The organism is [Phormidium] sp. LEGE 05292, from assembly GCF_015207735.1.
In the GTDB taxonomy this organism is placed as follows: domain Bacteria; phylum Cyanobacteriota; class Cyanobacteriia; order Cyanobacteriales; family Aerosakkonemataceae; genus Floridanema.
On record NZ_JADEWG010000026.1, the window covers coordinates 1 to 12,984 of the forward strand.

Sequence of the window (12,984 nt, forward strand, 5' to 3'; positions counted from 1 at the left end):
GGGACAAGGGGATGGGGATGAAAATATAACCTTTATCCTTTCTTGCCTTCTGCCTTCTGCCTTCTGCCTTCTGCCTTCTGCCTTCTGCCTTCTGCCTTCAAAAAGCCTTCTGCCTTCTGCCTTCTGCCTTCTGCCTTCAAAAAGCCTTCTGCCTTCTGTTATAACAACGATCGACATATTCCAAATAACGCTGTTTAAAGATGTCTGGGGAGAATTTAGCGGCGTGCGATCGAGCTATTTCAGGATTAAACTTACCTTCATAAGTAACAAAGGTTTTAACCGCATCTGTTATTGCTGTGACTGATTGTTCGGCAAACAAGATTCCAGTTCCACTATCTGGATGTTGGCGAATATCCCGTACCGTTTCTGAGGTACCGCCTGCGCCAAAAGCAATGACTGGTGTACCGCAAGCTTGCGCTTCTACAGGAGCAATGCCAAAATCCTCATAAGCAGCGTATACAAAGGCTTTAGCATTAGCCATATATTTTTCTACTACGTCATCTGGCTGAAAACCTAAAACCTGTACATTAGGCTGTGCCAGTTGGCGCATTTTTTTTAATTGCGGCCCTGTACCAATTACGATTAAAGGTAGTTTTAGCTGATTAAAAGCTTGAATAATTAAACTGACTTTTTTGTAACTAACTAAGCGAGAGACTATCAAATAATAATCTTCTTTGTTTGTTTGGTAGGAAAAGCGATCGATATTTACAGGCGGATAAATCACTTCTGCTTTCCGACGATAATAACGCCAGATTCGACTAGCTGTATGCCCAGAATTAGCAATAAAATAATCTACTCGATTTGCAGCTAAAACATCCCACTGGCGTAATTTATGCAGCAAATATCGTGTCATCATCCCCTGAATACCTTGCCCCATAAAACTTTGAGCCAGATAATCAAAAGTCAAATCCCAAGCAAAACGCATGGTGGCATGACAATAACAAATATGTAATTGTTGCGGAGTGGTAATTACACCTTTAGCAACGGTATGGGAAGAAGAAAGAATAATATCGTAGTTTCGTAAATCTAATTGTTCGATCGCCAAAGGTAAAAAAGGCAAATATTTCTGTACCCCATTTCTCGCCAACGGGAAATTTTGTAAAAAAGTCTTACCTATAGAACGTCCAAATAAATAACTTTCTGGATTAGTAGATTCAAAATCAATTAAGGCATAAAGATCGGCATCAATATACTTTAAAATTTCTTTAACAACTAGCTCTGAACCTCCAGTAGCTTTGGGTGTCAACCATTCATGGACAAGGGCATAAGTTAAGTTATTACTCATTTAAGTTGTTAGTAGAGGCAGCAGAGGAGAGCGATCGCAAGAAATAGATGAGCAGAGAGAATCTGTTCATCTATCCAGAGTTTTATTGATAAATTCGGGCACCCGAAACCAAGGCTAAAGAAAATGTATCCGGTAATCAATTACGGAGCAATTTTTCCACAGCCAGATTGTCGAACCAACAAGTCCTTAGAGCGATCCAATCACCGACTCCTTATGGAGTCGGGAGCAAATTTTAAGGATTTGTAGTTTGTGCAGCCAAACGCTGCTTGAGTTCTTCCAATGCGGAAGCCCAGCGTGGATCTGGTTGAACAGCATCATTATTAGAAGAATAAGTCTGCGTATTACTGCCACCACCAGCGGGACGACGCGACTTTTTATTGCGACGTTTACCTTCACCAGAACCTCCACCAGCATTACTGGTATTCGGTTTGGGTGTGCTGCTAGCTGCTGCTGATTGTTGGGGTGCTGCATCCTCGTCACTTTGACCTTTGGTGCGAGGTAATGCCTTTTCGATTTTTAAAGCACTATCTTTAAAAACAAAACCGTTAAACTTGCCAATGATTTCATCAGCTTGTTCATCATTTTGGACGGTGACGAAACCGAAACCGCGACATTTACCAGTTTTCCGGTCTTTAATGACTTTGGTAGAAATATTGCTACCAGCTTCGGCAAAAACGGCTTGTAATTCTTGGCGATCGATTTCTTCTTTCGGCAAATTGCCTACATACAGACGAATTGACATATTAAAAATCCCTCCAGACTTTGGTTCAAACAAACTTGCTTGTCAGCGCTCCTATATTGCTGGTTGAGGAGAAACTGGATTGACAAATGCTCACACAAAACTACTTCTGTGTCCCTCTGGCCAATTACCATTAAACAGCTCACCACGTCAAAAAACGCTTGGTTTCCCATTCGGTGCCCAAAATTTTACACCTAACTTTGCAGCATAGAAGTTTACATCACACATCTGACGATCGGATGTTTGGCTCGGATGTTGCTTTTCTAAGATGTTAACGCCATTCATTAAGGTATCACGACCAACGATCAGTAACCAGTTCTGTGGATAGATTTCCGCTCTATATGCTCTATATTTGGATCTCCCACAGGTGAAACGCAGTTACCCAGAACTCTCATCCTTTTAATAGGCACTGTTTCAAATTGTACCTGCATCCTGGGCTATGTGTTAAAAAAATAGCAAACAAAAACCAGCCTATGCTTGTCGGCTGGTTCAGCTTGCTGTGTTGGGAGGAGGAAATCCTGATACCAAGGCTTTCAAGCGATGTCAATCTAATGAAGAAGACTACTTGAGTCAAGTCTTTGGTTTAGAGATTCCTGTAAATAAATGTAACATTTTATCTGGCATTTCGCAACTTTTCTTTACAATTCAGCCAAGAAAAGGCTTCAAGACAGAAGCACGAGAAGGGGTGCAAATTTGATAGAGACAGAGAATTGAAGAATTTATCCCTTTCCTTTAGCTAACTTTTGCCTCCTTTCCCTTCTGACTTCTACCTTCTGCTTTCTGCCTTCTGCCTTCTGCCTTCTGCCTTTCTTGCACTAGCTGCCTTGATAAATTATGTAAGCACCCCAGAGGGCAGCTGCTAATGCCAAAATAAAAGACCAAGTTGGGTGGCTACTGTGAATGGTTGCGCCTGTTTGGGTACTTAAAGTTCTCACATCTAGCCAAGGGGTAGCACCACGATGAAACCAACCTGTAATGGTGACGTTGCGGTTTACCATTTCGCTAGGACGGGGTGATTGAGAGAACAGGTTTCCTAGAGGGCCAAACCAAGAGAAGTGATGTAATTTAATTAAACCTGTGGCGGTTTGTAAAATCAGGTCTTGACAAAGCCAGTTACTTACGCCGTAATGACCCAAAAGTTTTCCTTCCCAGGTAATTTGTTGAGTATCAATTGGGAGTGTGGCAGGATTAGTTAGTAGTTGAGGTAGGCTGGGAGATTTTTGTTGAGATGGGATTTTGCGATCGGGAAAAAAAGCATTAAGCCTGAATAAAATCCCTAAACTAATGCCAATTAAAAGACAACCGTAAATTAGTGACCAATCTCCCCACATCCAGTCTAGTAATACTTGTTTTAGTTTGATTCGAGTACTAATTCCACCAATTAGCCAAAGTGTACCTCCTAAAGCTAAACCCAGAAAGATACCTAAATAAGGCAACCCTTGTAATAAAAGTTTAGCGAATTTAGTTTTTGGTGCAGGTTCCGCAATCAAGTTTAGCTCGGTTTCTAGCTTCCAGTATTGAGCGTAACGAGCTAAGATTCGCAAGCGTTCTCCTAAGAGAAGATGGGAGTTATTAATTGTTAGCCAACGCCGATAAGGATTGAGGTAATCCCAAGTTAAAATCGGTTCTAGGGGAGTCAGCGCATATAGACTACCGAGAGTAATTGCTTGCTGAGTTCCGACGATGTTTAATGGGGAAAAACTTTCTAATAAATAGCTAGTTTCTCTTTGTTTTTGAATGTTTTCGGCAATGCCAATGCAGGTTTTTAGTAAGGCGCGAGTTAGTCCGTTGGGATTTCCTGTGATTTCGCAGGCTAGCCGATCGCTAAAGTTAATTCTAGCTCTAGACAGCCATAACATAGGCCACCGAAAACACCAATATAAACCGTAACCTAATGCTGCGATCGCACCGCCAATAAAACGCACTAAAGCATTCTCACTATCGTCAGCAGATTGACTAAATTGATAATAAACTACGTATGGTAATAAAGTAACTAAAACTCCCCAAGACATTAAGGCAAAATCCCAGCAAAGAATATGCCCTAATTGAGTTGCATAAACCACAGCAATTTCGTCATCTGTTAGTTGTTCGAGTAATCCCTGACTAACAACTATTCGCGCATTGATTCGGGAATTTCCATAAGTACAAATTAATGGTGTCTTGTCAGGTAAAACAAACAATTGAGGTATGGCTAATTTTTTTTCTCGACAAATCCGTTGCATTAATCTGGATGCTTCTGGACTTGTTTCACTAACACTGGTTAAAGGTAATGGTTCTAAACGACTGATTAATTTCAGCAGAATATCAATGAGCCAAGGAGTTGCTACAATTAGCCCGATAATTACTATTACTGCGATCGGTGTGACGTAACGAAGTGGGCCATAAGGATCGTTTTCATTATAAGGATATAAGCTTAGTTTCAGACAAATTTCGTGAATTTTGCCAATTAGAAATGAAGCCGTATTACTGATTACCCAATATAAGGGAATGGTAATGGCGATCGCGCTAATTACTTGCACTCCCCAAAGCTGAGTTATATCGAATCTAAAACCAAGATTTACTGGCAATTTCTGCCATTTTTTCGCTCTTTCTGCTTGCTTCCATTCTGGTTTATAAACAGGAATGTTTACTTGTTCTTGCTGATTATTACTGACTGATTGATTATCAGAAATACTTCTTTTGACAGCAGGATTTTCAGGAATTTTTTGTTGTTTATTTGGTTGGAAAGCCGATTCTATAGTTGGTGGTGATTCTAATTTTTTACTAGGTTCAATTGGAGTAAAACCAGCTAAATTATTAGGGTTTGACTTAGGAGTTGGATTTGGTAAATTTACAGATACTCTTTGTGTAGAAGGTGGCGGTAATTTATCTAAAGGAACAAAACCGCTGTCGGTATTTGGCGGAATATAAGCTGTTTTTGGTTTTGTTTGTTCGGGGTAATTTTTATTAAAATATTCTAACTTGCCCACAGCCCATTCTTGAACTTTGGAGTTAGTACTTTCACTTAACTGCTGTGTTAAATTAATCGCTTTTTCTACATCATTAACCGCTTCATAAGCAGCCACCAAACCCATCTGTGCTTTAATGAGAATGGTTTCGTTGAGTTCATTTTGGCAGACGCTTTCTAAATGCGCGATCGCAGATAGATAATCTTTTTGTTTTAAAGCCGTTAATCCAGCTTCTAAAGGAGATTCAGGAACAGATGCCATCGTTTACTTTACTCGTCTTACTCGGCTTTTCCCAAGATACCCAGATTGTAACTCTCAACTATCAGTTAACCAGAGATAGTTAGAAAAAGTAAAGATTCAGATGCCTTTTCACCCAAGTTGCTATTTATAAGATTGAAGCTGGTAGTAGGTAATAGGTAGTGGGTAGTAGGAATCCGACTACCACTACCAACTAGCTATTAACTCAAGTTGCTAGTTACAAGTCTGGCTGTTTCTTAGCCCCCCTAAAAGATCCCCCCTCCGCCCCCCTTAATAAGGGGGGAACCAGCGGAAGCTTCGCTATTAACATCACGGGGGTTGGGGGGATCAAAATCTAGTAATCACAGCCTTAGATCCCCCCTAACCCCCCTTACTCAAGGGGGGAACAAGAAAGAATTAATAACTACCAACTAGCTATTACTAATTCCCAACTACGACCACTTTAGTAAGTAGCGACTTAAGTTACTTAGATCGAGAAACCGGGTTTTTATGATTCAGCCTTTGAGTTATTTTTTTTACCTGAATCCTTCTGCATTTATTGAGTTATAAAGATTCTGGTTCTTGTCCCGCAACTACTGGCGCACTATTATTTAATTTTAGTGATGGATGATCGCCGAGTACTTGATGTAAATTCCACTCATTTTTAAACAAAAGTACTGGTCTTCCCCAGCTATCTTTAACGGTGATGGTGTTAAATAAACGACCGACTTTTTCTAAAGCTTCCCAACCACCAGCTACCCAACGAGCTAAATTATAAGGTAAATAATCTAGGGTAGTTTCTACGCCATATTCATTTAACAAGCGGAATTGCACAACTTCTAATTGTAATTGACCGACTGCGGCTAAAATTGGGTCGCGTTTTGCTTCATCAACTGAGTACATAATTTGTACAGCGCCTTCTTCCCGCAGTTCGGAAACACCTTTGCGGAATTGTTTAAATTTAGAAGGGTTGGGATTTCTTAAATAAGCAAATAATTCGGGAGAAAAACAAGGAATACCTTCGTATTCTAATTTTTGACCTGTGTAAATGGTATCACCGATCGCAAACACTCCCGGATTATTCAAACCGATGACATCTCCAGGATATGCTTCTTCAATGGATTCTCGATCTTGAGCAAATAATTTTTGTGGTCGAGAAAGGCGTACAGTTTTACCACTACGCGCATGATTTACGACCATATCTTTTTCAAATTTTCCGGTACAAACCCGGACGAAAGCAACTCTATCCCGGTGTTTCGGGTCCATATTAGCTTGCAGCTTAAAAACAAAGCCCGAAAACTCTGGATAAGTTGGCGGAATTTCACCGTTTGTACTATTGCGAGAACCAGGTTTTAAAGCGTAGTGCAAAAAGTTATTTAAAAACAGTTCTACACCAAAATTAGTCATGGCACTGCCAAAAAATATGGGTGTCATTTGGCCTGCGTGAACTGCTTCTAAATCTAAATCTAGTCCTAATTCCTGGAGAACTTCTAAATCTTCTTTTAGTTGATAATAAAGCTCTTTTTCTAATAAATCCTCTATTCTGGGGTCGCCTAAATTTACAATTGTATCTTTGGCTTCTCTGCTACCGTGTGCAGTACGTTCAAAGAGGTGAATTTGCTGTTTTTGTCTGTCGAATACGCCTTTAAAGCGATCGCCCATTCCTATAGGCCAGTTTACCGCATAAGTTTGTAAACCTAATTCCTTTTCAATTTCATCCAGCAACTCTAAAGGTTCTCTTCCCGGACGGTCTAACTTATTGACAAAAGTAAAAATCGGCAAACTTCGCATCCGACAAACTTCAAAAAGTTTGCGTGTTTGCGGTTCCAAACCTTTAGCCGCATCAATTAACATTACAGCATTATCCGCTGCTGCTAAAGTCCGATAGGTATCTTCACTAAAATCTTGGTGTCCGGGTGTATCTAACAAATTAATCTGACAACCGTGATAAGCGAACTGCAACACCGTAGAAGTGATGGAAATACCCCGTTGTTGTTCCATCTCCATCCAGTCAGAAGTCGCCTTACGTTGTGCCCGACGCGCTTTCACCGCACCTGCTTCGTGAATCGCACCTCCGTAGAGTAACAACTTTTCTGTTAGGGTGGTTTTACCTGCGTCTGGGTGAGAGATAATCGCAAAGTTGCGCCGCTGTTCTACAGCTGTTTCGAGTTCTGGAAGAAGTTCTGTTGTCATGCTGGCTGGTGGTCAGAAATTACAGTTAAGCAAACCTTAAGTTTAGCAAATTACCAATACTAGAATAGCGAGATTATCAAAATTTTTCTGGTTTATGCTTAACCAGGGTATGAGTTTGAGGCGATCGCTGGTGAAATTAGTCTTTGGTATTGTTGAGGTATGGTGAAAGCTCGATCGCTTTTCTAACTCAATCCAAACTACCAGATTTCCTGATAAGTCTATATTCCAATGAAGCAACAGGGAACATAATTCCCCGTTTCTTTGTAGGAGGATTCAGGGTTTTGAATATTCTATCCCAAAATCCGTGAATGCCGTAGTTACCCTTAAAGCAAGTGTGGTGCAGATCGTGAAAATCAGCCGGAATAAAAAATATTGACAAAGAACTATGACCTTCTAAATTAAAGGCATTACCTACAATAGTCCAAGCACAGAGTTGAGTTATGTCATATCCAAATATAAAGATCGGCAAAAGATCTGTCACAGTGACAATAATATATTCAAGAATACTCTTATGTCCGGCTACAAAACTCGATGAATCTGCGAACTGATGATGTTTCAAGTGGATTTTCTGTAAGAATCTTTTATGTAATAGCCAATGGGCAACGTAAAAACAGAAATCAGCAACAACTATTCTCATTAAAAACCATCCCAAGTTTAGGAGTAAGTCATTCCCTCTCTGAACTTCTGGAGCTAAATAGAGAATAATAATCGCGGCTATCAAACTTTTTATTTCTCCCAAAATAAAACCTGAAACAGTAAGTTTAGGAAATGATTGCTGTTTAACTTTTTTTACTCTTGCCGTCAGTTTTTTCTTCCAGTTATCGTTTTCTTTAATTACATTTTCAATGAAAAAACCCATGCCATAAAATGACCCAGAACCAACTACCCAGTACAACAAAACCTGTGTGATAAAGTTGAGTTCAATATTGTGAAATATTAAATACAAAATCTGCTGAAAAATTGTGCAAGCAATTGCTATTTTCAAATAAAATTCTATTTCAAATAACAAATTAAAAAGTTTTTGCATTATATTTTTATCCTTACGGCGATGGTAGATAAAGGTATCTTTAATAAGTAATTTATCCTAGTTGTGAAACTAATGGCAACGATTAACAGATTTTACCAGAAGTGAACAATATGTTAAAATCCCCCAAAAATGGTACGGTAATTTCTTCTGTCCAGTAGTTTGTCGGATATGATAACTTCAAATTAAGCTTAGACCTGACTAGATCAGGGGATACTTAAATGTACGATAAAACATACGACATGGACAAACGCAAATTACTATCTGCATTGTCTCACGGTTCGATTTTCTTCAGCCTTTTGGGGATTTCTATTGGTATCCCGATCGCAATTTTACTAGTATCCGATGACCCAGTTGTAAAAGATAATGCTAAAGAAGCTCTGAATTTTCACTTAAATGTTTGGCTTTACGGGATTATCTTTGGTATCTTAACTTGGGTTTTAATCGGTTTCCTGTTGTTAGGTATTTTACAAATTGTCAACTTGGTGATGCCAACTTTAGCAATTCTTCATTGCCTGAGTAACACTGAACAACCCTACCGTTATCCCTTTATTTTCCGCTTATTGTAGAAGGCAGAAGGGGAAAGGCAGAAGGCAGAAGGCAGAAGGCAGAAGTAAAGAAAGGCAGAAGGTTATATTTTCTCCTTGTCCCCTAACCCCTGCCTTTTGTGTTATAAAATAACCCTACGGCTTAGTAGCAGTAGGGCTTTTAGGACAGTTAAACGCTTATCTTCTAGTGTCCGCAAATTCTAGGCAGGCGTTCGCCTGCTTTGTGACGATTTATCTAGTGTCTATTGCGATCGCTAGTCTAGAATTTAACAACTAGTGCCGTCTGGCAGAAATAGGTATACAGTGAAAAAGCTGTGTACAAACCTTCTTTTCTTCGAGCCTTCAGAAAACCCGATGCCTTCCTGATACTAGGACAATAAAGTTATCTTTGCTGCAATCCACCCCAGTAGAAAGCCAGATAGAGAAACGGCAGATAAAGTAAAAAAAGCTTGCCAGTCTCTAAACCCAATCATTGCCATATCTAGTCTAGCTCGCAAGGCGCTGGCAACGAGAAGAACTATATAAGCAACAAAATTAATCCAAATTATTAATACTGATGTCAAAAAAGCTAAGGTAATTAATGCAATAAAAGCTCTTGTGTCAGATTGAAAAGTCAAAGATAAAATTTTTCTCAAGTTGGAAAGGGGCGCAGCGAGAGTTTCAGCTAACAGTAGAATTAAAGCTCCCGTTAATATCAGTACCCACCATTTACATTTAAAAGAAAATGTTAACCCAAATAACTCACCATTACATAAACCCCATTTAAGGGTGTTTGTATACAACACCCAACCTAAAATCATGTAGGTAAAAAAAAGTAGTAATAGCGATAGCAAAGAAGAACTTCTGACCTTCTGCATATAATATAGAGTCTCTTCCAGCCGAGTTGAACAACGCTTAGCTCTGAGGACGGATAATTGCTGTGATACCATTGTGCCGCGAAAGTGGCAAGCTGTAGCCCTGACCTCTCCAATTTTCTTGGAGCCATCTGGCACTAGTTGCAGAAACTTATAATCTTATTAGTAAATTTTAGTAAACATTTGTAAACTATTAAGAAGTGCTTTCCGATCGTCACCTATCTAGAGGAGTCATTAATGAAGCAACTTCTTATAGTCGAACGCTTCTGTCTAGCTGGACATATTTTATCGATGATTTTTGGATGGGCAGGGCTGCTCTATGTTTTACCGCATCCAGAACTTATTGCCAGTTTACCAAGTTCAGGGCAAACCGTGTTTGGGTTGAGTATGGCTTGGGGTGGAGTGGTTAATATTATTCTGGGTGCGATCGCAGTATCTATTTATGCTTATCGTACTTGGGGAGTTTGGCCTACTTTAAGCTTCATGTTTCCGGCAATGCTGATTTCTGTAAGCAGTGAATTGTTAGGAACTAGTACCGGATTTCCTTTTGGTGATTATCATTACCTGAACGGGTTGGGGTATAAAATTGCTGGTTTAGTGCCGTTTACAATTCCGATTTCTTGGTTTTACATGGGGATTGTTTGTTATGCGATCGCTCGTGCCGGAGTCAAATTAGCAGAAAAACCGAACTGGATACGTCAACTCGGTGCGATCGCTATTGGTGCTTTATTGTTCACCTCTTGGGATTTTGCCCTCGAACCAGCCATGAGTCAAACCATTGTACCTTTCTGGTATTGGGAAAAAGCCGGAGCTTTCTTTGGTACACCTTACCAAAACTATGCCGGATGGTATGGCACCAGCTTTTTATTCATGAGCGTAGCCGCAATTTTTTGGAACCTCAAGTTTGGCGCAGGAAAGCAAAATTCACCCAAATATTTCACTCAAAATCAACTAGTTTTTCCCCTAGCTATTTATTTGAGTAACTTTGGATATGCTGCCGTGCTAAGCTTGGGTTCGGGTTTTGGCATTCCAGTTTTACTGGGCGTATTGGTAGGCGTGATTCCCACATTGGCACTTTATCAGTTAGCATCTAGCAGCAAAGCTTTATTTGCTAATGAAGAATCAGCTACCATTAAAACCGAAATTCCAGTGGCAGCGGTAAAAGTAGGATTAAAGTGAACCAAGATTGGTTAATAGTGGCGGGTGCTGTTTGTTTTGGGTTGTTACTTTTACAAGTACCAGCCACATTAATTCTGCTTTCCCGCCTTTTCAAAGGGCCTTTTCGTCAACCTCCAGTTTCTCCCCTTTCGCCAACACCAGATCTTGTCGGCGCAGTCAGTGTGGTAGTTCCCACCCTCAACGAAGCAAAGCGAATTTCTCCCTGTTTAGCTGGGTTAAGTCGCCAAAGCTACGAAGTGAGAGAAATAATTATTGTTGATAGTTACTCTCACGATGCTACCCCTGATTTAGTCAAAGAAATTCAGCAAAAAGACCCCAGATTTCGCTTAATTAATGACGATCCTTTGCCAGAAGATTGGGTAGGAAGACCTTGGGCTTTACACAATGGTTTCCTCTATAGTTCTGAGCAAAGTGAGTGGATTTTAGGCATTGATGCAGATACTCAACCTCAACCAGGATTAGTAGCAGGTTTAGTTAAAACTGCCGAAGCGCAAGGTTATGATTTAGTCTCTCTTTCTCCCCAGTTTATTTTGCAATATCCTGGGGAGTGGTGGCTACAACCTGCGCTTTTAATGACTTTATTGTACAGATTCGATCCGGCGGGAACGAATAATCAAAGCCCGGAAAGGGTAATGGCAAATGGTCAGTGTTTTTTGTGTAAGCGATCGGTTTTAGCAGCTTTGGGCGGTTACACTAGCGCCCGGAGTTCTTTTTGTGATGATGTGACTTTAGCCCGTTATGCCGCTTTTCAAGGTTACAAAGTTGGCTTTTTAGATGGTGCGAAAGTTATTAAAGTCCGAATGTATGAAGGGATGGCGCAAACTTGGACAGAATGGGGCAGAAGTTTAGATTTAAAAGATGCGGCTTCTTTTTCACAAATATTAGGTGATTTGTGGTTGTTGTTGAGTGTTCAAGCTTTGCCTTTAATAATAGTATTCACCTATTTGTTAATTTCTCCCTTTTTCTCTTTCTCTGCTTTTCCCTTTGTGCTGTTGTTGCGGTTGAATTTATTTTTGTTAGCAATTAGGTTTGCTTTGTTGTTTGCGATCGCGCCTTCTTACGATCGCACAAACAGCAATTCAAATTGGACTTTTTGGCTTTCCCCCCTAGCAGATCCCTTAGCTTTTCTGAGAATTCTGCTATCTTCTCTAAATAAGCCAACCCAATGGCGAGGAAGGAGTTATGCAAAAATGCAGAAGCTAGAATACAGGAATCAAAAAAATTAGCAATAGCTATTGTTTACTGTGGCAACAAGTTCTTGATAAATTCGGCATATTCAGGAGAGTTTAACCCTTCTTGTAGCACTGTTAGAACTGTTGCCATATTTCCTGATAATAATTCATTGACTGCTAACCAAAGTCCTGGAAATATCAGACTTTTCACCACACCATTTTCATCAGGTTGCAATAATATATAGTTACCGTTTTGTAATTGAAACCAATCTAATTTTTGCTCGAAAACTTGCCAAACTAAATATTCTTGTACACCATTTCGCTGGTAAGCTTGCTTTTTATCATATAAATCATAAGACGCACTACTAGCAGCAATTTCTACTACTAATTCCGGCGCACCTTCGATATAATCATCATCTGTAACGCGAGAATTTCCACCTATTTCAATTCGCAGCAAAGCATCAGGTTGAGGTTCATTATTTTCATCTAATCTGACTGTACCGTTATCACTTAAAGCAACACCAGAAGTCGCTGCTTCATAAACACCCAACCATGTAATAATTCTGCCATGTGGTTGACCATGACTTCTGAAACGAACAGCTGCTGCCATGTAAACTACTCCTTCAATCAGTTCAGCTTTTTTAATGTGAGGAGATGCGGCATATCTGCGTTCAAATTCATCGCGGGAAAGGCGATCGCCTCCTTCCAAAGGCGGAACAATTAGCTTTTGAGTCACAGCCATTTTTGATGTCTCCCTTCGCTGACTGATTTTATTTTAAAAGAAGCTTGCTAAAAATGTAGAGAC

10 protein-coding genes are annotated in these 12,984 nt (G+C 39.9%); 3 read left to right on the top strand and 7 right to left on the bottom strand.

The window, feature by feature from the left end:
* Positions 1-136 precede the first annotated feature (136 nt).
* The 5 genes from IQ264_RS10050 to IQ264_RS10070 all read right to left on the bottom strand — a co-directional run bounded on the left by IQ264_RS10050 (position 137) and on the right by IQ264_RS10070 (position 8,429).
* Complete coding sequence (locus IQ264_RS10050) at positions 137-1,285, bottom strand: glycosyltransferase (RefSeq protein ID WP_193980641.1); 1,149 nt, start codon at positions 1,283-1,285, stop codon at positions 137-139.
* 232 nt (positions 1,286-1,517) lie between these two features.
* Positions 1,518-2,027 carry an RNA recognition motif domain-containing protein gene (locus tag IQ264_RS10055; RefSeq protein WP_193980642.1) on the bottom strand — a complete coding sequence of 170 codons (510 nt, stop codon included), beginning with the start codon at positions 2,025-2,027 and terminating at the stop codon, positions 1,518-1,520.
* An 812-nt stretch (positions 2,028-2,839) separates the two neighbouring features.
* On the bottom strand, positions 2,840-5,233 hold the full coding sequence (locus IQ264_RS10060) for a M48 family metallopeptidase (RefSeq protein WP_193980643.1): 2,394 nt from the start codon (positions 5,231-5,233) through the stop codon (positions 2,840-2,842).
* A 540-nt stretch (positions 5,234-5,773) separates the two neighbouring features.
* Positions 5,774-7,402, bottom strand: a complete 1,629-nt coding sequence (gene prfC, locus IQ264_RS10065) for a peptide chain release factor 3 (RefSeq protein ID WP_193980644.1) — start codon at positions 7,400-7,402, stop codon at positions 5,774-5,776.
* Between the two features lie 187 nt (positions 7,403-7,589).
* Entirely contained in the window at positions 7,590-8,429 is an 840-nt protein-coding gene (locus IQ264_RS10070; protein ID WP_193980645.1) for a sterol desaturase family protein, read from the bottom strand.
* Positions 8,430-8,647: 218 nt separating this feature from the next.
* Between IQ264_RS10070 and IQ264_RS10075 the strand changes: the two genes are divergently transcribed.
* Positions 8,648-8,995, top strand: a complete 348-nt coding sequence (locus IQ264_RS10075) for a DUF4870 domain-containing protein (RefSeq protein WP_193980646.1) — start codon at positions 8,648-8,650, stop codon at positions 8,993-8,995.
* Positions 8,996-9,342: 347 nt separating this feature from the next.
* On the opposite strand, the gene IQ264_RS10080 is transcribed toward IQ264_RS10075, so the two are convergent.
* The gene (locus IQ264_RS10080; protein ID WP_193980647.1) at positions 9,343-9,831 is read right to left on the bottom strand and encodes a hypothetical protein; all 489 of its coding nucleotides are present in this window, start codon (positions 9,829-9,831) and stop codon (positions 9,343-9,345) included.
* Between the two features lie 234 nt (positions 9,832-10,065).
* Between IQ264_RS10080 and cruF the strand changes: the two genes are divergently transcribed.
* Both cruF and cruG read left to right on the top strand, forming a co-directional pair.
* Positions 10,066-11,007: a gamma-carotene 1'-hydroxylase CruF gene (gene cruF / locus IQ264_RS10085; RefSeq protein ID WP_193980648.1), complete on the top strand. Its 942-nt coding sequence runs from the start codon at positions 10,066-10,068 to the stop codon at positions 11,005-11,007.
* Positions 11,004-12,233, top strand: a complete 1,230-nt coding sequence (gene cruG / locus IQ264_RS10090; protein ID WP_193980649.1) for a 2'-O-glycosyltransferase CruG — start codon at positions 11,004-11,006, stop codon at positions 12,231-12,233. The genes cruF and cruG overlap by 4 nt, the downstream gene beginning before the upstream one ends.
* Before the next feature lie 13 nt (positions 12,234-12,246).
* On the opposite strand, the gene IQ264_RS10095 is transcribed toward cruG, so the two are convergent.
* On the bottom strand, positions 12,247-12,921 hold the full coding sequence (locus IQ264_RS10095) for a Uma2 family endonuclease (protein WP_193980650.1): 675 nt from the start codon (positions 12,919-12,921) through the stop codon (positions 12,247-12,249).
* Positions 12,922-12,984 lie beyond the last annotated feature (63 nt).